Source organism: Amycolatopsis kentuckyensis (assembly GCF_002155975.1).
Lineage (GTDB): Bacteria > Actinomycetota > Actinomycetes > Mycobacteriales > Pseudonocardiaceae > Amycolatopsis > Amycolatopsis kentuckyensis.
In genome coordinates this window covers 1-22,058 of record NZ_MUMI01000134.1, presented here as the reverse complement: position 1 = coordinate 22,058, position 22,058 = coordinate 1, and the positions used below count along the sequence as shown (strand labels likewise).

22 protein-coding genes are annotated in these 22,058 nt (G+C 71.4%); 8 read left to right on the top strand and 14 right to left on the bottom strand.

Annotation, left to right across the window (positions count from 1 at the left end):
• Nucleotides 1-67: 67 nt before the first annotated feature.
• The 4 genes from CCN39_RS14565 (at nt 68) to CCN39_RS14550 (ending at nt 4,177) form a co-directional block, all read left to right on the top strand.
• Nucleotides 68-967, top strand: a complete 900-nt coding sequence (locus CCN39_RS14565; RefSeq protein ID WP_086842296.1) for a TIGR03620 family F420-dependent LLM class oxidoreductase — start codon at nt 68-70, stop codon at nt 965-967.
• The gene (locus tag CCN39_RS14560; protein ID WP_086842294.1) at nt 964-1,776 is read left to right on the top strand and encodes a TIGR03620 family F420-dependent LLM class oxidoreductase; all 813 of its coding nucleotides are present in this window, start codon (nt 964-966) and stop codon (nt 1,774-1,776) included. Before CCN39_RS14565 ends, CCN39_RS14560 begins: the two co-directional genes overlap by 4 nt.
• Before the next feature lie 146 nt (nt 1,777-1,922).
• Nucleotides 1,923-3,239: an ankyrin repeat domain-containing protein gene (locus tag CCN39_RS14555; protein WP_086842292.1), complete on the top strand. Its 1,317-nt coding sequence runs from the start codon at nt 1,923-1,925 to the stop codon at nt 3,237-3,239.
• A gap of 71 nt (nt 3,240-3,310) precedes the next feature.
• Nucleotides 3,311-4,177, top strand: a complete 867-nt coding sequence (locus CCN39_RS14550) for a nuclear transport factor 2 family protein (protein WP_086842290.1) — start codon at nt 3,311-3,313, stop codon at nt 4,175-4,177.
• On the opposite strand, the gene CCN39_RS14545 is transcribed toward CCN39_RS14550, so the two are convergent.
• The 4 genes from CCN39_RS14545 to CCN39_RS14530 form a co-directional block, all read right to left on the bottom strand.
• A complete protein-coding gene (locus CCN39_RS14545; RefSeq protein WP_086842288.1) occupies nt 4,174-4,428 on the bottom strand; it encodes a DUF397 domain-containing protein in 255 nt (84 codons plus the stop codon). The genes CCN39_RS14550 and CCN39_RS14545 overlap by 4 nt on opposite strands.
• Before the next feature lie 70 nt (nt 4,429-4,498).
• A complete protein-coding gene (gene ilvC, locus CCN39_RS14540) occupies nt 4,499-5,512 on the bottom strand; it encodes a ketol-acid reductoisomerase (RefSeq protein WP_086842286.1) in 1,014 nt (337 codons plus the stop codon).
• A 36-nt stretch (nt 5,513-5,548) separates the two neighbouring features.
• A complete protein-coding gene (gene ilvN, locus CCN39_RS14535; RefSeq protein WP_086842284.1) occupies nt 5,549-6,055 on the bottom strand; it encodes an acetolactate synthase small subunit in 507 nt (168 codons plus the stop codon).
• Between the two features lies 1 nt (nt 6,056).
• The gene (locus CCN39_RS14530; RefSeq protein ID WP_167455084.1) at nt 6,057-7,940 is read right to left on the bottom strand and encodes an acetolactate synthase large subunit; all 1,884 of its coding nucleotides are present in this window, start codon (nt 7,938-7,940) and stop codon (nt 6,057-6,059) included.
• 254 nt (nt 7,941-8,194) lie between these two features.
• Here CCN39_RS14530 and CCN39_RS14525 point away from each other — a divergent pair, with 254 nt between their 5' ends.
• Together CCN39_RS14525 and ilvD are read left to right on the top strand one after the other, a co-directional pair.
• Nucleotides 8,195-8,716: a PH domain-containing protein gene (locus CCN39_RS14525; RefSeq protein ID WP_086842279.1), complete on the top strand. Its 522-nt coding sequence runs from the start codon at nt 8,195-8,197 to the stop codon at nt 8,714-8,716.
• Nucleotides 8,717-8,798: 82 nt separating this feature from the next.
• Nucleotides 8,799-10,643: a dihydroxy-acid dehydratase gene (gene ilvD, locus CCN39_RS14520; RefSeq protein ID WP_086842277.1), complete on the top strand. Its 1,845-nt coding sequence runs from the start codon at nt 8,799-8,801 to the stop codon at nt 10,641-10,643.
• 91 nt (nt 10,644-10,734) lie between these two features.
• On the opposite strand, the gene CCN39_RS14515 is transcribed toward ilvD, so the two are convergent.
• Both CCN39_RS14515 and CCN39_RS14510 read right to left on the bottom strand, forming a co-directional pair.
• Nucleotides 10,735-11,310, bottom strand: a complete 576-nt coding sequence (locus CCN39_RS14515; protein WP_086842275.1) for a DoxX family protein — start codon at nt 11,308-11,310, stop codon at nt 10,735-10,737.
• 37 nt (nt 11,311-11,347) lie between these two features.
• Nucleotides 11,348-12,256 carry a 2-hydroxyacid dehydrogenase gene (locus CCN39_RS14510; protein WP_167455083.1) on the bottom strand — a complete coding sequence of 303 codons (909 nt, stop codon included), beginning with the start codon at nt 12,254-12,256 and terminating at the stop codon, nt 11,348-11,350.
• A gap of 65 nt (nt 12,257-12,321) precedes the next feature.
• Between CCN39_RS14510 and CCN39_RS14505 the strand changes: the two genes are divergently transcribed.
• Nucleotides 12,322-13,530 (top strand): PQQ-dependent sugar dehydrogenase, encoded by a 1,209-nt coding sequence (locus CCN39_RS14505; protein WP_086842271.1) that lies wholly within the window; start codon nt 12,322-12,324, stop codon nt 13,528-13,530.
• 152 nt (nt 13,531-13,682) lie between these two features.
• Here the strand turns inward: CCN39_RS14505 and CCN39_RS14500 are convergent, their stop codons facing one another.
• From CCN39_RS14500 to gatC, 8 genes are all read right to left on the bottom strand, one after another.
• Nucleotides 13,683-14,825 (bottom strand): Gfo/Idh/MocA family protein, encoded by a 1,143-nt coding sequence (locus tag CCN39_RS14500; RefSeq protein ID WP_086842269.1) that lies wholly within the window; start codon nt 14,823-14,825, stop codon nt 13,683-13,685.
• Nucleotides 14,825-15,553: a cupin domain-containing protein gene (locus tag CCN39_RS14495; RefSeq protein WP_086842316.1), complete on the bottom strand. Its 729-nt coding sequence runs from the start codon at nt 15,551-15,553 to the stop codon at nt 14,825-14,827. Before CCN39_RS14495 ends, CCN39_RS14500 begins: the two co-directional genes overlap by 1 nt.
• Nucleotides 15,550-16,470 carry a DUF6807 domain-containing protein gene (locus CCN39_RS14490; protein WP_086842267.1) on the bottom strand — a complete coding sequence of 307 codons (921 nt, stop codon included), beginning with the start codon at nt 16,468-16,470 and terminating at the stop codon, nt 15,550-15,552. The genes CCN39_RS14495 and CCN39_RS14490 overlap by 4 nt, the downstream gene beginning before the upstream one ends.
• Nucleotides 16,467-17,537: a Gfo/Idh/MocA family protein gene (locus CCN39_RS14485; protein WP_086842265.1), complete on the bottom strand. Its 1,071-nt coding sequence runs from the start codon at nt 17,535-17,537 to the stop codon at nt 16,467-16,469. The genes CCN39_RS14490 and CCN39_RS14485 overlap by 4 nt, the downstream gene beginning before the upstream one ends.
• Nucleotides 17,538-17,805: 268 nt before the next feature.
• Nucleotides 17,806-18,336, bottom strand: a complete 531-nt coding sequence (locus tag CCN39_RS14480; RefSeq protein ID WP_086842263.1) for a hypothetical protein — start codon at nt 18,334-18,336, stop codon at nt 17,806-17,808.
• Nucleotides 18,333-19,838, bottom strand: coding sequence for an Asp-tRNA(Asn)/Glu-tRNA(Gln) amidotransferase subunit GatB (gatB, locus tag CCN39_RS14475; protein ID WP_086842261.1), 1,506 nt, complete (start codon nt 19,836-19,838; stop codon nt 18,333-18,335). The genes CCN39_RS14480 and gatB overlap by 4 nt, the downstream gene beginning before the upstream one ends.
• A complete protein-coding gene (gene gatA / locus CCN39_RS14470; RefSeq protein WP_086842259.1) occupies nt 19,835-21,352 on the bottom strand; it encodes an Asp-tRNA(Asn)/Glu-tRNA(Gln) amidotransferase subunit GatA in 1,518 nt (505 codons plus the stop codon). Before gatA ends, gatB begins: the two co-directional genes overlap by 4 nt.
• Nucleotides 21,349-21,648, bottom strand: coding sequence for an Asp-tRNA(Asn)/Glu-tRNA(Gln) amidotransferase subunit GatC (gene gatC, locus CCN39_RS14465; RefSeq protein WP_086842257.1), 300 nt, complete (start codon nt 21,646-21,648; stop codon nt 21,349-21,351). Before gatC ends, gatA begins: the two co-directional genes overlap by 4 nt.
• A 236-nt stretch (nt 21,649-21,884) precedes the next feature.
• On the opposite strand from gatC, the gene CCN39_RS14460 reads away from it, so the two are divergent.
• The coding region (locus CCN39_RS14460; protein ID WP_167455087.1) for an ACT domain-containing protein at nt 21,885-22,058 on the top strand (174 nt) is incomplete at its 3' end.

Below are 22,058 nucleotides of genomic sequence, written 5' to 3'. Positions count from 1 at the left end.
AGCCAATCGGAGGCAGCCTCCGTATATTAACCGGAGGCTGCCTCAGCTTACTGGAGGGAACTCGAGGATGACCTTGATCGAAGACACCCGGGCGCGGCTCGGCGCGATCGGCGCCTGGCTGCCGAGCGCGCCACTGGCCCCGCCACCGGACGTCGAGCGCGCGGCGACGCGACGGCTCGCCGACGCCGGCTACCGCTCGGTCTGGAGCGGCGAAGGACCCGGCACGAGGGAGGTGTTCGCCCACTTCGGCGACCTCCTGGCCACCGTGCCGGACGTCGTGCTCGGCACCGGTATCGCGAACCTGTGGGCCCGGCGCGGGACGACCGCGCAGAAAGGCGGCGCGACGCTCGCCCAGGCCCACCCGGGCCGGTTCGTGCTCGGCATCGGCGCCGGGCACGCGGTCCAGGCGGCGAAGCTCGGCGAGGACTACCGCCCGATCGACCGGATGCGCGCCTATCTGTCCGAAATGGACGCCACGGCCGCCGAAAACCCCGCTCCCGTCCCGTTTCCCCGGGTCCTGGCCGCCGTCGGGCCGAAGATGCTGGCCCTCTCCCGCGACCACGCGGACGGCGCGCACCCGTTCGCCCAGCCGGTCTCGCACACGCCCTACGCCCGCGAGATCCTCGGGCCGGACAAGCTGCTGATCCCGCAGCAGACCGTCCTGCTCGGTACGCGCGAGGACGCTCGCGAAAGCGTCCGCCGCCGGGTGGCGCAGTCGCGCCAGTACGCCATCACCGTCTACCTGGCGGGCTGGAAACGGCTCGGCTACACGGATGCCGACATCGCCGGGCCGAGCGACCGGTTCGTCGACGACCTCGTTCTCTGGGGTGACGCGGCGACCATCGCGAAGCGCCTCGGCGAACTCCTCGACGCGGGCGCGGACCACGTGCTGCTGACGCCGTCCGCTCCCGCGTTCGAGTCCACTGTGGAAACCCTGCTCGAACTGGCTCCGGAGGTGACCCGATGAGCGTCGGGATCTGGCGGTTCTTCGACGGCGCCCCGGTCGGCGCGCTCCGCGAAACGGCCGCCGAGGTGGAGGAACTCGGCTTCGACGCGATCTGGTTCGGCGAGTACGCCGGCCGGGAAGCGTTCACCCAGGCGGCACTGCTGCTCGCGGCGACGTCCCGGCTCACCGTCGCCACCGGGGTGGCGCGGTTCGACCAGCGCTCCCCGCTCGCCGCGGAAGGCGCCATCCGGGCGCTGGGCGAGGCGTACCCGGGCCGGTTCATCGCCGGTCTGGGCGGGCACCGGCCGGGCGCGCGGCCGCTGACGGCGCTGCGCGAATACCTCGACGGGATGGACGCGGCCGAGCTGCCGGGCCTCCCCCAGCCGTCGCCGCGGCCACGGCGGGTGCTCGCGGCGCTGGGCCCGAAGCTGCTGGACCTGGCGGCCGAACGCGCCGACGGCGCCCACCCGTACTTCGTGCCGCCGGAGCACACCGCGATGGCGCGCGAGCGGCTCGGGCCGGGCAAGTATCTCGCCGTCGAGCAGGCGGTCCTGCTCGACCCGGCGCCCGAGGTGGCCCGGGAGCACGTCGACGGGTACGTGCGGCTCGCGCGGCACCACCAGGAGAACCTGCGCCGGCTCGGGTTCACCGACGACGACCTCGCCGACGGCGGCAGCGACCGCCTGGTCGACGCCATCGTGGTGACCGGGGAACAGGCGATCGCGGACCGGATCCGGGCCCACCTCGACGCCGGCGCCGACCACGTCTGCGTCCAGGTCCTGGCGCGCACGGAGAAGTCCTACCGCAGGCTGGCCGATCTGCTGCCCTGACCGGGGTACGCTGGCGGGGCGCGGCAGGGGCCGCGTCCCGTCCGCGGAAAGGGCCGAGCCCACCCCCGCTTCACCGCACCACCAGCTCCGCACCTTCTTTCCTGCCCGGTGCCGGCGGACCACGGGCGACGAGGGAAGGAGGCACCATGGGCACGCTGCCCGCGAAACCCAGCCTGGACCAGTTGCGCAAGCGCGCGAAGGAACTCGCGCGCGCCGAGGGCGTCAAACTCGCCGAGGCGCAGTTCCGGATCGCGCGGGACCACGGCTTCCCGAGCTGGCCGAAACTCCGGGCGTACGTCCGGCGCGTCACCGAACACGGCGAGCACCTGCAGCACCCGTACCACCAGGACGTCGGCTACTACGCCGAGCGCGCGCTCGGCCTGCTCGCCTCGGCCGAGGACGACACGCCCGGCGCGAAGGAGCCGTTCGCCCGCTGGAACCAGCCGCTCACCCGGGACGGCGCCCGGGCGGTCGTCGCCCGTGAGCACGGTTTCGGTTCCTGGAAAGCACTCCGCGACCACGTCAAGTCCCTTGTGGACAGTGGCGAGCCGTTCGCCCGCGCGTACCGGGCGATCGAGGACCGGGACCCCGGGCGGCTCGAAACGCTCCTGGACGAGTTCCCCGGGCTCGTCGACGCCCGCGGCACCAACGGCAACGACCTGCTCGGCATGGCCGGCGCCACGCACGACGAGCGGCTCAGCCGGATCCTCCTCGACCACGGCGCCGACCCGGCCCGCGGCAACGTCCACGGCTGGACACCCCTGCACCAGGCCGCCTACAGCAACCTGCCGCTCCTGCTCGACCTGCTCCTGCGGCACGGCGCCCCCGTCGACGTCTCGGCTCGCGGCGACGGCGGCACTCCCCTGGTCGTCGCCCTGTTCTGGGGCCACCGCGAGGCCGCCGGGAAACTGGCGGTGCACAGCCGCGCGCCGGGCAACCTGCGGGTCGCGGCCGGGCTCGGCGACCTCGATGCCGTCGAGGAACTCCTGAGGTCGGGCCGCGGCGGCGCCCACCGCGGCTTTTACCGTCCCCACAGCGGTTTCCCGGCCTGGCAGCCGACGGACGACCCCGCCGAAGTCCGGGACGAAGCCCTCTCCTGGGCGGCCCGCAACGATCGCGCCGACGCACTCAGGGTGCTCGTCGCGAGGGGCGCCGACGTGGACGCCGACGTCTACCGCGGCACGGCGCTGGCCTGGGCGGCAGCGTCGGGCAAGCTCGACGCCGTCCGGACGCTCCTCGACCTCGGCGCCGACGTGAACTTCCCCGGCACTTTCGGCGGCCCGAACCACGGCGAGCGCGTCACGGCCCTGCACCTCGCCGCCCAGTCCGGGCACCTCGACGTCATCCGCGTCCTCGTCGAAAACGGCGCCGACCGCGGCGCGCGGGACGCGATCTTCGGCAGCACCCCCGCGACGTGGGCGGAGGTGTGCGGGCAGCCGGCCGCGCAGGACCTGCTCCGGTAGACAACCGGAGTCGGTAGTCCGTATCGTCGTAGGCGGACTATCGACTCCGTTTTGCTCACTGGGAGGACCTCATGAACTCACCCCGCGAGGTGTTCGCCGCGCTGTCCGACGGCATCAGCGAAGGGAGGTGGGAGGAGCTTTCCGCGCTCTACGCCGAAGACACCGTCGTCGAACACCCCCAGGCCGTGCCGCGGCCCACCCGCATCACCGGCCGCGCGACGGTCCACGAACGGTTCACCGGCGCCCTCGCCGGCGCCCTGCGGCTCAAGCGCCGGAACGTCGTCGTGCACGAGACGACGGATCCCGAGGTGATCGTCGCCGAGTACGACTACGACGCCGAATCCGTGGCGACCGGGCGGACCATCCCGACGGCCAACATCCAGGTGCTGCGCGTGCGGGACGGCCTGATCGTCCACTCCCGCGACTACCACGACTACCTGCGGCTCGCGGTCATCCGAGACGGCGTCGACCAGCTGGTCGAGGCCTACGAGCAGGCGCCGCCGCGCGAACTGTCCCCGGTCACGCCGGAGAGCTCGGACACGGTGTTCGAGCGCCTCGTGCACGGCGTCGCGGCCGGGCGCTGGGAGGAGCTGCCGGAGCTGTACGCGGAAGAAACGCACGTCACGCACCCGTTCCAGCCGGGCTCCGAGGTCGTGCGCACCCGAGACGAGCTGCGGGCGCACTTCGCGGCGGGCAAGGCGCTGAACCCGGGGTTCTCGGTCGCGGACCTGGTCACCTACCAGGGCACCGATCCGGAAGTGCTGATCGGCGAATTCGCCTACCAGGGCAGCCACGGCGGGAAACCGGTGCGGATCGCGAACATCTTCGTCATGCGGATCTCCGGCGGCTTGATCGTCGAATCCCGCGACTACGGCGACCACCTCGGCATCGCCGGCGACCTCGGGCGGATTCCCGAACTGGCCGCGAAACTCCGCTAGGTCTCGGGCAGGTCGAACTCGCCGTCCCGGACGCCCTTGAGGAACGCGTCCCATTCCGACGGGGTGAAGACCAGAACCACCCCGCCGGGATCCGTCGACTTCCGCATCGCGACGTAGGTCACGCCGTCGGTGTGCGGCACGAAGGCGTACTCGACGACCTCGTCGAGGGTGACGCCCGCAGGTTCACCCCGGATCCACTCGGCCCGCGAAAGGTCGAGGTGGTGCCGGATGTGCTCCTTGTCATCGGTCATGCGGCCAGCGTAACGAGACACCGAAGGGGACGCCCGGCAGCGAGCGTCCCCTTCGGTGACGGGCAAAACGTCAGGCGGTCTCGGTGATCGGCCGGTCCACCCACGACATCAGGTCGCGCAGCTTCTTGCCGGTCGCCTCGATCGGGTGCTGGTTGCCCTGCTCCTCGAGCTTGGTGAAGTTCGGCCGGCCGGCCTCGTCCTCGGCGACCCACTCGCGGGCGAACGTGCCGTCCTGGATCTCGCCGAGGATCTTCTTCATCTCTTCCTTGACCGCCGGCGAGATGACGCGCGGGCCGCGGGTCAGGTCGCCGTACTCGGCGGTGTCGGAGATCGAGTAGCGCTGGCGCGCGATGCCGCCCTCGTACATGAGGTCGACGATCAGCTTCAGCTCGTGCAGCACCTCGAAGTAGGCGATCTCCGGGGCGTAGCCGGCCTCGGTGAGCACCTCGAACCCGGTCTGCACCAGCGCGGACGCGCCACCGCAGAGCACGGCCTGCTCGCCGAAGAGGTCGGTCTCGGTCTCCTCGGTGAACGTCGTCTTGATGACACCGGCGCGGGCGCCACCGATGGCGGCCGCGTAGGAGAGGGCGAGCGCCTGGGCGTTGCCGGAGGCGTCCTGCTCGACCGCGATGAGCGCCGGGACGCCCTTGCCGTCGACGAACTGGCGGCGGACCAGGTGGCCCGGGCCCTTCGGGGCGACCATGGCGACGTCCACGTTGGACGGCGGCTTGATCAGGTCGTAGCGGATGTTGAAGCCGTGCCCGAAGAAGAGCGCGTCGCCATCCTTGAGGTTCGGCGCGATGTCCTGCTCGTAGATGAAGCGCTGCTTCGTGTCCGGCGCCAGGATCATGATCAGGTCGGCCTCGGCCGACGCCTCGGCCGGGGTGAGCACGCGCAGGCCCTGCTCCTCGGCCTTCGCCCGCGACTTGGACCCCTCGGGCAGGCCGATGCGGACGTCGACGCCGGAGTCGCGCAGGCTCAGCGAGTGGGCGTGGCCCTGGCTGCCGTAGCCGATGACAGCGACCTTGCGCCCCTGGATGATCGAGAGGTCGGCGTCGTCGTCGTAGAAGATTTCCACTGCCATGGGGGTTACTGCTTCCTTTCCTGACTTACAAAGTTTCTAGCGGGGCGAAGTAGCGGTGATCGAGCGCGCTCCGCGACCCACCGCGACCATGCCGGACTGCACGAGCTCGCGGATGCCATAAGGCTCCAGCATCCGCAGCAGCGCACCGATCTTGTCGGACGTCCCGGTGGCCTCGACGGTGAGTGCCTCGGGAGAGACGTCCACCACCTTGGCCCGGAAGAGCTGGACGGTTTCGAGGACCTGGCTGCGCACAGTGTTGTCGGCGCGAACCTTCACCAGCAGCAGTTCACGCTGCACGGCGGTCGACTGCTCCAGCTCGACGATCTTGATCACGTTGACCAGCTTGTTGAGCTGCTTCGTCACCTGTTCGAGCGGTAGCTCTTCCACGGCGACCACGATCGTCATGCGGGACACCTCGGGGTTTTCCGTGGGCCCGACGGCGAGGGACTCGATGTTGAACCCGCGGCGGGAGAACAGGCCCGAGACGCGCGCGAGCACACCGGGCTTGTTCTCGACCAGGACACTCAGCGTGTGAACGGTCATCTCAGTGCTCGCCACCTTCCGCGGCGGCTTCCGTGGTCTCCACCGAAACCTCGTCGTCGTCGAACAGCGGCCGGATGCCCCGGACCGCCATGATCTCGTCGTTGCCGGTGCCGGCCGCGACCATCGGCCACACCTGGGCATCCTTCCCCACCACGAAGTCGATCACGACGGGGCGGTCGTTGATTTCCATCGCGCGGCGGATGGTGGCGTCGACGTCCTCGCGCGTCTCGCACCGCAGGCCGGCGCAGCCCAGCGCCTCGGCCAGCAGCACGAAGTCCGGGATGCGGTGCTTGTGCGTCCCCAGGTCGGTGTTGGAGTACCGCTCCGAGTAGAAGAGGTTCTGCCACTGCCGGACCATGCCCAGGTTGCCGTTGTTGATCACGGCGACCTTGATCGGCGCGCCCTCGATGGCGCAGGTGGCCAGCTCCTGGTTGGTCATCTGGAAGCAGCCGTCGCCGTCGATCGCCCAGACGGCCTTGTCCGGGACGCCGAACTGCGCGCCCATCGCGGCGGGCACCGCGTAGCCCATGGTGCCGAGGCCGCCGGAGTTGATCCAGGTGCGCGGGTTCTCGTACTTGACGAACTGCGCGGCCCACATCTGGTGCTGGCCGACACCGGCGGCGTAGACGGCGTCCGGGCCGACGAGCTCGCCGATCCGCTCGATGACGTACTGCGGCGACAGCGAACCGTCGTCGGGCCACTCGTAACCGGCCGGGTAGGTCTTGCGCCAGTCGTCGGCCTGGGTCCACCAGTCGGCCAGGTCCGGCTGCCCGCCGTGGTCGAACTCCGCCTTCACGGCGGTGATCAGCTCGCCGATGATCTCCTTGCAGTCGCCCACGATCGGGACGTCGGCCTTGCGGTTCTTGGAGATCTCGGCCGGGTCGATGTCGGCGTGCACGACCGCGGCGTCCGGCGCGAACGACTCCAGCTGGCCGGTGACGCGGTCGTCGAACCGGGCGCCGAGCGCGATCAGCAGGTCGGCGCGCTGCATGGCGGCGACCGCGGCGACCGAGCCGTGCATGCCCGGCATGCCGAGGTGCTGCGGGTGCGAGTCGGGGAACGCGCCGCGCGCCATCAGCGTGGTGACGACGGGGATGTTCGTCAGCTCGGCGAGCTGCTTCAGCTGCTCGTGCGCTTCGGCCTTGATGACGCCGCCGCCGACGTAGAGCACCGGGCGCCGCGACTTCGCGATCAGCTTCGCGGCTTCGCGGACCTGCTTGCCGTGCGGGCGCAGCGTGGGGCGGTAGCCCGGCAGCCGCAGCTCCGTCGGCCAGGAGAACGAGGTCATCTCCTGCAGCACGTCCTTGGGGATGTCCACCAGGACCGGGCCGGGTCGGCCGGTGCTCGCCAGGTGGAACGCCTCGGCGATGGTCCGCGGGATGTCCGCGGGGTCGGTGACGAGGAAGTTGTGCTTGGTGATCGGCATGGTGATGCCGCAGATGTCGGCTTCCTGGAACGCGTCGGTGCCGATCAGCGCGCGGGACTGCTGGCCGGTGATGGCCACGACCGGGACCGAGTCCATGTTCGCGTCGGCGAGCGGGGTGACCAGGTTGGTCGCGCCCGGGCCCGAGGTGGCCATGCAGACGCCGACCTTGCCGGTGGCCTGCGCGTAGCCGGTGGCGGCGTGCCCGGCGCCCTGTTCGTGGCGGACCAGGACGTGCCGGACCTTCGTCGAGTCGAGGAGCGGGTCGTAGGCGGGCAGGATGGTGCCGCCCGGAATCCCGAAGACCACCTCGGCGCCGACGGCCTCGAGCGAGCGCACGAGGGACTGGGCGCCGGTGACGCGCACCGGCGTTCCCGCCGGAGGTGCCGGCTTCGGACGTGCTCCGGGCGTTCCGGGCGTCGGCCCGGGCTTCGCGTCGCTGCGCGACGTCGCACTGGTCATCGGATCTGCCTCGTGGGTCTCGGTGTCACTCGTTCGGGTCGGTTTTGTGCGGTGGGGCGGGGAATTGCTTCCCTAGGGCAACAAAAAACCCTCGCCGACCGTAAGGTCGCACGAGGGTTCGCGCGTCGACGCAGCGGAAAGTCTTCCCTAAGCGTCGACGCGCTTGGGAAGTACGAGGCCGGTCAGCGGTGTCACGGCGATGACGCTAGACCGAACGCCATGCGGGTGTCAACTCTGCGGGATGGTGAGTCCGCATCGTGGACACGGCAGCGGCGCACGTCACTGGCGTCCGACCCGGGTTCGAGCCGGTCGTGCGCGCGGTGCACCATTTCCGCGTGGCCGAAAAACAGCAGGACGAAGGCCGGAAGGCCGTCTTCCGCGTCCCCCGCACGTCCTTCATGGCGATCGCCCTCCTGACGATCTGCGTGACGCCGATCGCGCTCGGGGAGATCCCGTACCTGCAGTGGCTCTACATCTTCCCGATCGCGCTGGCGGTGTTCGTGGTCCGCCACCGCACGATCGCGACGCGCTCGGGCCTGGCGGTCCGCACGATGTTCGGCCACCGCGACATCCCGTGGTCGGCGCTGAAGGGGCTCGCGATCACGAAGCGGGCGCGCGTGCAAGCGGTGCTGCAGGACGACACGAAGGTGCCGCTGCCGACCGTGCGCACCCGGCACCTGCCCGTGCTGTCGCTGGTCAGCGAGGGGCTCGTCGCGGACCCGAGCGGGGTGCTCGACGCCGAGGACGTCAAGCCCGGGACGGCACCGAGCGAGTAACCCCGCGGCGGGCTCAGTGTGGCCGACGGCGTAAATTGGTCCTACCAGTTTCGCCGGCCACCCTTTGACCTGGGAGTTTCCCGTGCCGCCTCTCCGTTCCCGGACCACCACCCACGGCCGCAACGCGGCGGGCGCGCGCTCGCTCTGGCGCGCCACGGGCATGACCGACAGCGACTTCGGCAAGCCGATCGTCGCGATCGCCAACTCCTACACGCAGTTCGTGCCGGGGCACGTGCACCTGAAGGACCTCGGCGAGATCGTCGCGGGCGCGGTCAAGGAAGCCGGCGGCGTCGCGCGCGAGTTCCACACGATCGCCGTCGACGACGGCATCGCCATGGGCCACTCCGGCATGCTCTATTCGCTGCCCTCGCGCGAGATCATCGCCGACTCGGTGGAGTACATGGTCAACGCGCACCAGGCCGACGCGCTGGTGTGCATCTCCAACTGCGACAAGATCACCCCGGGCATGCTCAACGCGGCGATGCGCCTGAACATCCCGGTGGTCTTCGTCTCCGGCGGCCCGATGGAGGCCGGCAAGGCGGTCGTCGTCGGCGGCGTCGCGCAGGCCCCGACCGACCTGATCACGGCGATCGCGGCGTCCGCGAGCACCGAGGTCGACGACGACGGCCTCGACATCGTCGAGCGCTCGGCCTGTCCGACCTGCGGCTCGTGCTCGGGCATGTTCACCGCGAACTCGATGAACTGCCTCACCGAAGCGCTGGGGCTTTCGCTGCCGGGCAACGGCTCGACGCTGGCGACGCACGCCGCGCGCCGGGCGCTGTTCGAGGAGGCCGGCCGCACGGTCGTCGAGCTGTGCCGCCGCTGGTACGAGGAGGACGACGCGTCGGTCCTGCCGCGCTCGATCGCGTCGAAGGCGGCGTTCGAGAACGCGATGGCGCTCGACATGGCCATGGGCGGTTCGACGAACACGGTGCTGCACATCCTCGCGGCCGCCCAGGAGGGCGAGGTCGACTTCACGATCGCCGACATCGACGCGATCGGCCGCCGCGTGCCGTGCCTGTCGAAGGTGGCGCCGAACTCCGACTACCACATGGAGGACGTCCACCGGGCGGGCGGAATCCCGGCGATCCTCGGCGAGCTGTACCGCGGCGGCCTGCTCAACACCGACGTCTGGTCGGTGCACTCGCGTGATCTGGAGTCGTGGCTGGGCGCGTGGGACATCCGCGCCGCTTCGCCTTCCGACACCGCGGTCGAGCTGTTCCACGCGGCGCCGGGCGGAGTCCGCACGACGCAGGCGTTCTCGACGTCGAACCGCTGGTCGTCCCTGGACACCGACGCGGCGGGCGGCTGCATCCGCGACGTCGAGCACGCGTACACGAAGGACGGCGGCCTGGCGATCCTCCGGGGCAACCTGGCGGAGAACGGCGCGGTGATCAAGGCCGCGGGCATCGACGAGGACCTGTGGCACTTCGAGGGCCCGGCGCGGGTCCTGGAGAGCCAGGAGGAAGCGGTGTCGGCGATCTTGAAGAAGGAGATCCAGCCGGGCGAGGTCCTGGTGATCCGCTACGAGGGCCCGGCGGGCGGCCCGGGCATGCAGGAGATGCTGCACCCGACGGCGTTCCTCAAGGGATCGGGCCTCGGCAAGAAGTGCGCGTTGATCACGGACGGCCGCTTCTCGGGCGGCTCCTCGGGCATCTCGGTGGGTCACATCTCCCCCGAGGCGGCCGCGGGCGGCCTGATCGGCCTGGTGGAGAACGGCGACAGGATCCTGCTGGACATCCACGAGCGCCGGCTCGAGCTGCTGGTGGACGACGCGATCCTGGCCGAGCGCCGCGCGAAGATGGAGGCGTCGGAGCGGCCGTGGCAGCCGAAGGAGCGCCAGCGCCCGGTGACGGCGGCTCTGCGCGCGTACGCCCGGATGGCCACGTCGGCGGACACGGGCGCGGTCCGGGACGTGAACAAGTAAACCCACCCCGGCCGCGAGGGGGACCCCCGGTTTCAACGTTACCGGAAGGCACCGACATTTCCGGGCCTCGGAACCGGGGTTGTCCCCAGCTTCACCGGGTCAAGACGATGACCACCACGGCCGCCGCGGCGGCCAGCAGCAGCGAAACCAGCCCCAACGGCAACGGCCGCTTCCGCCACGGGGTGTTCCGCTCCAGCGAAATCGGCCCGGATCCGGTGAACAGCAGGCTCAACGCCGAGGCCGCCAGCAGCAGCTCGAACTCGAACCCCTGCCCCGAGCCCTCGAAGAACCCGCCGTGGAACTTCGCGTACACCGCGTTGGCCGCCACCCCGAGCAGCCCGGCCGCGGCCAGCGGCGTGAACAGCCCGACGATCACCAGCACCCCGCCGGCCAGCTCGGTGATGCCGGTGATCCACGACAGCAGCGTCGTCTGCTTGTGGTAGCCGTACGTCTCCAGCACCCGCGCGAACCCGCCGATGCCCGGCCCGCCGAACAGGCCGAACAGGTGCTGCAGGCCGTGCGCGCCCATGGTCACCCCGAGCGCCAGCCGCAGGACCAGCAGGCCGAGGCCGAGCCCGCCCTGGCGCGGCGTGTCGTCCGACCCATCGTCCTCGACGCCCGACAGGAGGCTGGTGGGCTGCTGCGAAAAGTCGTCTCCACTGCTCACCCGCGAAGGTTAGAAGAATCGCGCGGGCCTGGCGAGCTCAGTATTCGCCGTGGACGAGGTTGTCCGGCAGCTCCCCACCGGCGTACCGGGCGATCTCGGCCGCGGCCACGGCGTACGAACGACCCCGCACCCCGCGCACGGCCCCGCCGACGTGCGGCGTCAGCAGCAGCCCCGGCACCGTCCACAGCGGGTGCCCGGCGGGCGGTGGCTCGGGATCGGTGACGTCGAGGGCCGCCCGCAACCGGCCCGTGGTCAATTCGGCGACCAAAGCATCGGTGTCCACGACGGCGCCGCGCGAGACGTTCACCAGCACCGCCCCGTCACGCATCCGGGCCAGGAACTCGGCGTCGACCATCCCCCGCGTCCGGGAGGTCAGCGGCACCATCAGCACCACGACGTCGTGCAGTTCGAGCAGCACGGGCAGCTCGCGCACGCCGTGCACGCCCTCCCGCGCCGTCATCCCGACCATCGTGCAGCGCGCGTCGAACGGCTCGAGCCGGCGCCGCAGGTGCCGCCCGAGGTCGCCGGCGCCGATGACGAGCACGCGCTTGCCCTGCAGCGTGTCCGCCGTCTGCCGCTCCCACCGGCCGTCCCGCTGCGCCGCGGCGAAGACGTCCAGCTTCCGGTACATCGACAGCAGCGCGGCCACCACCCATTCGGCCGTGCTCCCGCCGTGCGCGCCGCGGCAGGTGGAGAGCAGGACGCCGTCGGGCACCTTGCCGACCCAGTCCTCGGCGCCGGCGGACAGCAGCTGGATCAGCTTCAGGTTCGGCAGCGTGCGCCACAGCTGCTCGCCCGGCGGGTGCTTGCCGGGGATGAGGACCTCGGCTTTCGCGGCCTCGGGCGGCACCGGCTCGCCCCACTGGTAGCGCACGGGCAGGACCCGCGGGACCTCGGCGAGCACGTTCATGCCCTCGTCGTCGGGCACCAGCACGGTCAGCGTCATGATCCCCAACGTAATCGAGGAGTACTCACCCATGGTTCACGCACCGGCCCCTAGGCTGGGGGATCATGCGCACCCGGTACCGCTCGGCCTTGCTGGCGATCGTGGCCTGCGGCGTCCTGCTGCCCGCGGGGTGCGCGCGGTTCGACGACACCGCGGCGGGCCAGACGTTCAGCCCCGCTCCCGTGCCGAGCCCCGAGTCGCCGCCCGAGGTCCAGGGCCCCGGCGCGGATTCCGGGAGCGACGGCAAGCAGGCGCGGCCCGGCCAGTCGGCCGCCCCCGTGCCGCCGCCGCAGGGCTGCAAGGACTTCGACCCGTCGGTGATCGCGACGTGCCTGGACACCGTCGCCGCGGTGGCCGGCCTGCCCGGCGACGGCTTCACGCCGAGCGCGCTGGCCGGCGAGCGCAAGAGCGGCCGCGTCCTGCTGGCCACGGCCGGCAAGGACGCGACGGACTTCGCGAAGCTCGACGTCCAGGCGGCCGGCGACGGCGGCCTGACCGGCCTCGCGCTGTCGCCGTCGTACGTCGAGGACCAGCTGGTCTTCGCCTACGTCACGACCGCGACCGACAACCGCGTCGTGCGCTTCGCCAAGGGCCAGGCGCCGAAGCCGGTGCTCACCGGCATCCCGAAGGGCGCGTCCGGCAACCGCGGCACGATCGGCACCGACAACCGGGGCGCGCTGCTGGTCGCGACCGGCGACGCGGGCAACCCGGGCGCCGCGGCCGACCCGAACTCCCTCGCCGGGAAGCTGCTGCGGATCGACACCTCCGGCAAGGCCGCGGCGGGCAACCCGAACGGCGCGCTCGTGGTGGCGAACGGCCTGCACGCACCGGGCGGCGTGTGCGCGTCCGCCGACGGCGGCCGCGTCTGGGTCACCGACCACCTCGCCGACAAGGACGTCCTCTACCGGGTCCAGGACGGCCGGCCGCTGACGACGCCGGCGTGGACCTGGCCGGACAAGCCGGGTGTCGCGGGCTGCGCCGACTTCGTCGACGCCAACGGCTCCCTGTCGGTCGGCACGTCGCTGGCGGGCAACCTGCAGAACCTGCCGGTGACCCCGGAGGGCGCGATCAGCGGCAAGCCGACGGTGAGCCTCGACGGCAAGACCGGCAAGCCGCCGGTGACCTACGGGCGGCTGGCCGGCATGAGCATGATCAACCCGCAGCTGGCGGTGGCGGGCACGGTCAACAAGGACGGCGGCACCCCGGTCTCCAGCGACGACCGCGTCGTGCTGATCACCCCGGCCACGTCCGGCGGCGGCAACGGCCGGGACTGACCTGCGGGTTTCCGCCGTCGCCGATATTCGACCACGGCCGGTGGGGCGCCTTCGCCGATACCTCGGCGTGGGTTCTCGGCGCCGAAGACCCGCGCCGGAGCCGTGGCGGCCGACCGTCTCCCGACCGGCCGGCCGCCTTGTCCGGCAGCCGGTCAGCTCAGCGGCTTCAGCTCCACCCGCCGTCCCTCGGCCGACGACGTCAGCCCGGCCTCCGCGACCTGCAGCCCCCGGGCGGCCGAGAAGAAGTCGTAGCGGTGCTGCCGCCCGGCGACGACGTCCCGCACGAACTCCTCCCACTGCGCCTTGAAGCCGTTGTCGAACTCGGCGTTGTCCGGCACTTCCTGCCACTGGTCGCGGAAGGGCTCGGTGGCCGGCAGGTCCGGGTTCCAGACGGGCTTCGGCGTCGCCGACCGGTGCTGGACGCGGCAGCGCCGCAGCCCCGCGACCGCGCTGCCCTCGGTGCCGTCGACCTGGAACTCGACCAGCTCGTCGCGGAAAACCCGGGTGGACCACGACGAGTTGATCTGCGCGATGACCCCCGACTCCAGCTCGAAGATGCCGTACGCGGCGTCGTCCGCCGTCGCCGCGTACGCCTCGCCCTGCTCGTCCCAGCGACGCGGGATGTGCGTCACCGCCTTCGCCGTCACCGCCGAGACGCGGCCGAAGAGGTTCTCGAGCACGTAGTTCCAGTGGCAGAACATGTCGAGCACGATCCCGCCGCCGTCCTCGGCCCGGTAGTTCCAGCTCGGGCGCTGCGCATCCTGCCAGTCCCCCTCGAAGACCCAGTAGCCGAACTCGCCGCGCACGGACAGGATCCGCCCGAAGAACCCGCCGTCGACCAGCCGCCGCAGCTTGAGCAGCCCGGGCAGGAACAGCTTGTCGTGCACGACGCCGTGGCAGATCCCGGCGTCCCGCGCGAGCCCGGCGAGCTCCATCGCGGCCGGGAGCGTCTCGGCGAGGGGCTTTTCGGCGTAGACGTGCTTGCCCGCGGCGATCGCCGCCCGCACCGACGGCTCGCGCGCCGAGGTCAGCTGCGCGTCGAAGTAGACGTCGACGTCCTGCAGCGCGGAATCGGCGTCGGTGGTCCACGCCGTCAGGCCGTGCCGGTCGGCGAGGTCCTTGAGCTTCGCGGCGTTGCGCCCGGCGAGGATCGGCTCGAGCTGCACGCGGCTGCCGTCCGGCAGGGCGACGCCACCCTGTTCGCGGATCGCCAGGACCGACCGCAGCAGGTGCTGCCGGTAGCCCATCCGGCCCGTCACCCCGTTGAGCAGCACTCCGATGCTGGACTGGTTCATCACTGCAAGCCTTCCTGGTCGGATCCGTCCCATGGGATGTCGTATTCGGCCCGGCGCCCGCACATGCCGTAGCCGTCCGGGTTCGACGGCGTCGCGACCCGCAGGCCGGACCGGTCGAGATGGCTCCCGTCGCCGTCGGCGAGCGCCTTGAGATGCGCCCCGGTCAGTTCGGCGGCCCGCAACGCCCCGGCCTGCCAGCGCGGTACCCACTCTGCGACCTTCGGCGCGACGAGCGCGACGGCCGCCCGGTGGAACGCCCGCAACGGTCCGGCGTCGCCGTCCCGCAGGGCGTCGCGCAACGGCAGATATCCGCGAACGGCCAGGTCACGGCGTTGCCGCGCGGCGTTGTCGCTTTTCGGCAACGCCGCGGCCCTGGCGTAGGCGGCCGGGTCGGCGAGCACGTCGGGCGGGAAGGTGAAGACGGCGTCCCCGGCCTCCGGCAGCCCGCTGTTCTGCATGAGGACCGTGACGCGCAGGCCGTCGTCCTGCACCATCCGGTGCACGGTGCCGGGCGAGAACCACGCGATCACGCCGGGCTCCAGGGGCGTCTCCGCGTAGCCGCCGGCGCTCAGCGTCTGGACGGCCCCGCGGCCTCCGGTGACGACGTAGGCCTCGGTGCAGGCGAGGTGGACGTGCGGGCTGCCCCCGCAGACGCCGTCCTCGGCCGTCCAGTCGTAAGCGCGCAGGTGCGAGACGCCGATGCCACCCGGGAGCGGAAAATCGTTCATGACCACCCGTGCCCGTCGAGGTAGCGGGTCACCCGGTCGCGGTCCCACGCCCCGTCGGCGACGACGATCCGGTACCGGTAGGCGAAGCTCTCGCCCGGCGCCAGCTCGAACTCGTCGAAAAACGCCCACGAGAAGGCGACCATGGGCGCTTCCTGGGCCCGGACGAACCAGTGCGACTCGTGGATGGCCTTGTCGTTCTCGGGTGCGTGGGCGAACAGGAGCGTCGAATGCCCGTCGACGTCGTCGTGCTCGCCGACGAACGCGAGCCACGGCGCCTGCGCGCCCATCATCGCTTCGCCCTCGAGGTCGCCGGGGCCCAGGACCCGGCCGCCGCCGAAGTCCCGGGGACCCCGCCAGTGCAGGCCGGTGTACCCGGCTTGCTCGCGGCCGGCGGTGGTCGGGCTGCCGAACACGAGCGGGGTGTCGCGGATGTTGGTCAGGTCGATCGCCCAGTCGAGCGCCCAGGACCCGTCGTCCGGTTCGACCGAGTGGACGACGATGTCCCGTCGCTCCCGCGCCCACTCGTCCCCGCCGTTGGCGACCCAGGTGAGGTCCTCGGTGAAGCCGAGCCGATCGCGCTCGACGGTGAAGCGGGCGAACCCGTCGTGCCGCATGGAGCCGATGCGGTCGGGCAGCTCCTGGTACCAGTCGCCGGGGACGTAGGTGTGGCCGCCCCAGAAGTTCTGCCCGGACAGGTGGCTCGACGTCATCTGCAGGCCCTTGTGCCACCGGTGGTCGGCGGGCCGGTACCCGCTGACGTGCCGGCCGCCGAGGGTCCGCAGCGGGTGGGCGTAGGGCTTGCGCGATTCGAAGGCCACCGGGTCGGGCTTGTACACATAGGACATCAGCTCGACGCCGCCCGCCTCGACGGACACGCGCTCGCCGTACCGGTGGGTCACCGTGATCGTCGCGCTCATCCACGTCCTCCTGCCTGGTCGCCCGCCATCGAGCGGTAGAAGGGATCACCCGGCCCGATCTCCCCGCGGCGCACGCCGAGCCCGGTGGAGGCGGACTTGTAGAGCGCGGCGACGAACTCCAGCACCTGCCGCCCGTCATCCCCGCTGCACGGCGGCCGCCGCCCGGCCCGGTAGGCGGCGAGGATCGGCGCGAACGCGGCGGCGTGCGAACTGTCGACATCGGCAGCCGGCGTGTGCCACCGCTCGACAACCTCCCCGCCGACGTGCGGCGCGGGTGTGTAGCGCCAGTCCTTGACGCCGTACCCGTAGAGGTGACTGAGCTCCGCGGTGGCGTGCTCGCAGTCGATCCGGATCCGGCTCACCTCATCCGGCGAGAGGACGCTGTTGACGACGGTCGCCAGCGCCCCCGACTCGAATCGGACGAGCGCGGTGGAGACGTCCTCGGTCTCGACGTCGTGCACGAGCCGCGCGGTCATCGCCCGCACCTCGGCCCAGTCGCCGAGCAGGTGGAGGAGCAGATCCATCTGGTGGATGCCGTGGCCCATGGCCGGCCCGCCACCCTCGGTCTCCCAGCGCCCGCGCCACGGCACCGCGTAGTAGGCGGCATCGCGGTACCAGGTGGTCTGGCAGTGCGCGACGAGCGGACGCCCCAGCTCCCCACTGGCGAGCAGCTCCCGGAAGTGCGCGGCCCCCGAGCCGGACCGCTGCTGGTAGACGAAGGCGGCGTACGGCCCCCCATCCCGCTCGGCGACGGTCATCTCGTCGAACTCGGCGAGCGACCGGCAAGGCGGCTTTTCGCACCAGACCCAGGCGCCGCTCTCGAGCGCCTTCTTCGCCTGCTCGACGTGCAGGCCCGGCGGCGTGCAGATCGAGACGAGGTCCGGTTCCTGCTCGGCCAGCAGGGTGCCCAGGTCGTGGTAGGGCTTGGCGTGCCCGGTCCCGGCGCAGAACGCGGCGACCCGCGCCTCGTCGACGTCGGCGGCGGCCACGATGTCGACGTCTTCGTGGTGGGCCTCGAAAGCGGTCCGGTGGCTCTCCGCGATGGCCCCGGTCCCGATGACGGCCACCCGTAAGCGCTTTCCCTGAGCCAACCCGGGTCTCCCTCCACGGCTCCGGCGCCCCAGCAGCGCCGATCCGCGCCGCCCGTCCCGCCGCGGGGGCGGCGATCTCCGCGGCCGGGCTGCGCCTCTCCGACCGTTCCAGAAAGCGCTTTCTCACGCAACGGCCGACCACGATGTCAACGTTGTCAACGATCGCGATCCACCGGTCGGACGACTCCCGTACCCGGTCGAAAATTCTCCAGCGGCAGGAACCTTACCGAAGGGGACGCGAAGATCAGCCGCTCTTGCTGCGGGACTTCCGCGGCTGCCGGCTCTCGGCCCGCATCGCCCGCATGTCCAGGAAAGCGCCAACGCCGGACACCAGCGCCGCGAACACCCCGAGGAACCGGCCCAGGCCAGGCCCGATGGCGACCCCGGCGGCCTCGAAGATGCCGCGCTGGTCGGCGTCGAACTCCCAGTCCAGGGTGAAACAGCCCAGCACCATCAGCAGCAGCGACGCCGCGGCGACGACCAGCCACAGCTGAGGCAGGCCGCTGACGCGCAGGGTCCGGATTCGCCCGAAAACGACCACGACCAGTCCCGCCAGCAGCAACGGCAGCGGCGGGCACCAGGCGAAGAAGCTCGAGTGCCACGCGTCGCGGACGACGTCATCGTGGGGCAGCTGCGCGAGGATGTCTTCGATGTCCGGTTTGGTGGCGGTCAGCGTGGTCCACGGCAGGAACGTCGAACCCAGCGCGAGCAGCCCGGCCGCCAGGCCGAGCCACTCGCGCCAGGTAACGCTTTTGACGAATCCCGGCAACGTCAGGAACCGACGCGCTCGATGATCAGCTCGCGCACGCGCTTGGCGTCGGCCTGCCCCTTGGTCGCCTTCATGACCGCGCCGACGATGGCGCCCGCCGCGGCGACCTTCCCGCCGCGGATCTTGTCCGCGACGTCCGGCTGCGCCGCCAGGGCCTCGTCGATCGCCGCAAGCAGCGCCGAGTCGTCGGAGACGACCTTCAGCCCGCGCTTCTCGACGACGTCCCGCGGCTCGCCCTCACCGGCGAGCACACCCTGGACGACTTCCTTCGCCAGCTTGTTCGTCAGTTCGCCGGACGTGACCAGCCCGATCACCTCGGCCACCTGGGCCGGGGTGATCGCCAGCTCGGCCAGCTCGACCTCGCGGGCGTTGGCCTCCTGGGCGAGGGTGTTGACCCACCACCCGCGGGCCTCGTCCGGCGACGCGCCGGCCTCGACCGTGGCCGCGACGAGGTCGACCGCGCCGACGTTCAGCAGGTCACGCAGGGCCTCGTCGGAAAGCGACCATTCCTGCTGGATCCGCTTCCGCCGCTCCGAAGGCATCTCCGGCAGCGTCCCGCGCAGCTCCTCGACCCATTCGCGCGACGGCGCGATCGGGACCAGGTCGGGCTCCGGGAAGTACCGATAGTCCTCGGCGGTCTCCTTCGTCCGGCCCGACGAGGTGGTGCCGTCGGCCTCCTGGAAGTGCCGCGTCTCCTGCTTGATCGAACCGCCCTCGGCGAGGATCGCCGCCTGCCGCGTCATCTCGTAGCGGACAGCGCGCTCGACGCTGCGCAGCGAGTTGACGTTCTTCGTCTCGGTCCGCGTGCCGAACTCGGTCGCGTCCTTCGCCATCAGCGAGACGTTCGCGTCGCACCGCAGCGAGCCCTGATCCATCCGGACGTCGGACACGTCGAGGGCGCGGAGCAGGTCACGCAGCGCGCTCACGTAGGCCCGTGCGACCTCGGGCGCCCGCTCACCGGTGCCTTCGATCGGCTTCGTCACAATTTCGATCAAGGGTACGCCGGCCCGGTTGTAGTCGAGCAGCGAGTGCTCGGCACCGTGGATCCGCCCGGTGGCGCCGCCGACGTGCAGCGACTTGCCGGTGTCCTCCTCCATGTGCGCGCGCTCGATCTCCACGCGCACGACCTCGCCGTCGTCGAGCGTGACGTCGAGGTAGCCGTTGAAGGCGATCGGCTCGTCGTACTGCGACGTCTGGAAGTTCTTCGGCATGTCCGGGTAGAAGTAGTTCTTCCGCGCGAACCGGCACCACTCGGCGATCTCGCAGTTGAGCGCGAGCCCGATCCGGATCGCCCCCTCGACGGCCTTGCCGTTGAGGGCCGGCAGCGCACCGGGCAGGCCCAGGCAGGTCGGGCACACCTTCGTGTTCGGCTCGCCGCCGAACTCGTTGGCGCAGCCGCAGAACATCTTGGTGTTCGTGCTGAGCTCGACGTGCACCTCGAGCCCGAGCACCGGGTCGAACCGCTCGACGACGTCGGCGTAGTCCATCAACTCGGCCACGGCAGTCACTTCGTTCCTCCCAGCTCCGGGACCTTGTGGATGAGAGCCCCACCGGCGGCGGCGTCACGGGCGGCCTCGTAGGCGGCGCCGACCCGGTAGAGCCGGTCGTCGGCGAGCGCCGGGGCCATGATCTGCAGCCCGACCGGCAGGCCGTCCTCGTCGGACAGCCCGCTCGGCACGCTCATGGCGGCGTTGCCGGCGAGGTTCGACGGGATCGTGCACAGGTCGGCGAGGTACATCGCCATGGGGTCGTCGACGCGCTCGCCGATCTTGAACGCCGTGGTCGGCGTCGTAGGCGAAACGAGGACATCGACCTGCTCGAAGGCGGCGTCGAAGTCCCGCGTGATGAGCGTGCGCACCTTCTGCGCCGAGCCGTAGTAGGCGTCGTAGTAGCCGGACGACAACGCGTAGGTGCCCAGCATGATCCGCCGCTTGACCTCGGCGCCGAAGCCCTTCTCCCGCGTCAGCGACATGACCTCTTCGGCGCTGTGCGTGCCGTCGTCGGCGACGCGCAGGCCGTAGCGCATGGCGTCGAACCGCGCGAGGTTCGACGAGCACTCGCTCGGCGCGATCAGGTAGTACGCGGGCAGCGCGTAGACGAAATGCGGACAAGACACCTCGACGACCTCGGCGCCGAGCGCCCGCAGCTGCTCGACCGCGGCCTGGAACGACCGCAGCACGCCCGGCTGGTAGCCGTCGCCGCCGAACTCCTTCACGACGCCGACCTTGACACCCTTCAGGTCACCGTTCGCGCCCTGGCGCGCAGCGGCGACGACCGGCGGCACCGGCGCGTCGATGGACGTCGAGTCCCGCGGGTCGTAGCCGGCGATGACCTCGTGCAGCAGGGCGGCGTCGAGCACCGTCCGCGCGCAGGGACCGGCCTGGTCGAGCGAGGACGAGAAGGCGACGAGGCCGTAGCGCGACACCCCGCCGTAGGTCGGCTTGACCCCGACGGTGCCGGTGACGGACCCGGGCTGCCGGATCGACCCACCGGTGTCGGTGCCGATGGCGATGGCGGCCTCGAACGCCGCGATCGACGCCGACGAGCCACCGCCCGACCCGCCCGGGATGCGGGCGTGGTCCCACGGGTTGTGCGTCGGGCCGTAAGCGGAGTTCTCGGTCGACGACCCCATGGCGAACTCATCCATGTTCGTCTTGCCGAGGATGACGACGCCGGCCTCGCGCAGCTTGCGCGTCACGGTCGCGTCGTACGGCGGCAGCCAGCCTTCGAGCGTCTTCGAACCACAGGTCGTCGGCACGCCCTCGGTGGTCAGCACGTCCTTGAGCGCGAGCGGCACGCCGGCCAGCGGCGACGCGGGCGCCTTGCCGTCCGCGAGGCCCTCGTCGACCTTCTTGGCCGCGGCCAGCGCGCCGTCGGTGTCGACGTGCAGGAACGCGTGGATGTGGTCGTCGACCTCGGCGATCCGGTCCAGGTGGGCCTGTGTGACCTCGACCGCGGACACCTCGCGCGAGTGGATCTTCTCCGCCAGCTCCGCGGCGGTCAGCTTGATGAGCTCGGTCACTGCTCTTCCCCCAGAATCCGCGGCACCCGGAAACGGCCTTCTTCGGCGGCCGGCGCACCGGCCAGCGCCTGCTGCTGCGTGAGCCCGGGGACGACGACGTCCTGTCGGAAGACGTTCGTCAGCGGCACGGCGTGCGACGTGGGCGGCACGTCGGCGGCGGCGACCTCGCTCACCTTGGCCACCGAGTCCAGGATCTGGTCGAGCTGGCCGGCGAAGACGTCGAGTTCGTCGTCGGTCACGGCCAGCCTGGCCAGCTTCGCGAGGTGCGCGACCTCGTCTCGGGAAATGTTGGGCACGCGGGTGACTCCCGGGTTGTGCTGTGCGGGTTGTCTCGGAAGCTGCAAGTCTATGGTGACGGCGTGGGCGGACTCGACTGGGTTACGCCCGGCGCAAGCCGGCTGCCGTCCGGCGACGCTCACATCCCGCCCGGCGGACAGCAGGTCCCGCGAGCCGGGTGGGTCTGTCACAATCGGCGACCGGCATCGAGCGTCCCACGGCAAGGCTGGGACGCCAGAGGTGAGAGGGGCGCGTGGTGTCGTTCCTGATCCGGGTCCTCCTTCCGGACAGCCCGGGGACCCTCGGCGCGGTCGCCACGGCGCTCGGCACGGTAGGCGCCGACATCCTCAGCGTGGACGTCGTCGAGCGCGGCAGCGGGGTCGCCGTCGACGACCTGGTGGTCGAGCTCCCGTCGGGCCGCCTGCCCGAC

What these genes read in the sequence shown, in the direction of transcription:
- CCN39_RS14565 (WP_086842296.1), top strand. Translation starts at nt 68, where the DNA reads ATGACCTTGATCGAAGACACCCGGGCGCGGCTCGGCGCGATCGGCGCC.
- CCN39_RS14560 (WP_086842294.1), top strand. Translation starts at nt 964, where the DNA reads ATGAGCGTCGGGATCTGGCGGTTCTTCGACGGCGCCCCGGTCGGCGCG.
- CCN39_RS14555 (WP_086842292.1), top strand. Translation starts at nt 1,923, where the DNA reads ATGGGCACGCTGCCCGCGAAACCCAGCCTGGACCAGTTGCGCAAGCGC.
- CCN39_RS14550 (WP_086842290.1), top strand. Translation starts at nt 3,311, where the DNA reads ATGAACTCACCCCGCGAGGTGTTCGCCGCGCTGTCCGACGGCATCAGC.
- CCN39_RS14545 (WP_086842288.1), bottom strand. Translation starts at nt 4,428, where the DNA reads ATGACCGATGACAAGGAGCACATCCGGCACCACCTCGACCTTTCGCGG.
- ilvC (WP_086842286.1), bottom strand. Translation starts at nt 5,512, where the DNA reads ATGGCAGTGGAAATCTTCTACGACGACGACGCCGACCTCTCGATCATC.
- ilvN (WP_086842284.1), bottom strand. Translation starts at nt 6,055, where the DNA reads ATGACCGTTCACACGCTGAGTGTCCTGGTCGAGAACAAGCCCGGTGTG.
- CCN39_RS14530 (WP_167455084.1), bottom strand. Translation starts at nt 7,940, where the DNA reads ATGACCAGTGCGACGTCGCGCAGCGACGCGAAGCCCGGGCCGACGCCC.
- CCN39_RS14510 (WP_167455083.1), bottom strand. Translation starts at nt 12,256, where the DNA reads ATGACGCTGACCGTGCTGGTGCCCGACGACGAGGGCATGAACGTGCTC.
- CCN39_RS14505 (WP_086842271.1), top strand. Translation starts at nt 12,322, where the DNA reads ATGCGCACCCGGTACCGCTCGGCCTTGCTGGCGATCGTGGCCTGCGGC.
- CCN39_RS14500 (WP_086842269.1), bottom strand. Translation starts at nt 14,825, where the DNA reads ATGAACCAGTCCAGCATCGGAGTGCTGCTCAACGGGGTGACGGGCCGG.
- CCN39_RS14495 (WP_086842316.1), bottom strand. Translation starts at nt 15,553, where the DNA reads ATGAACGATTTTCCGCTCCCGGGTGGCATCGGCGTCTCGCACCTGCGC.
- CCN39_RS14490 (WP_086842267.1), bottom strand. Translation starts at nt 16,470, where the DNA reads ATGAGCGCGACGATCACGGTGACCCACCGGTACGGCGAGCGCGTGTCC.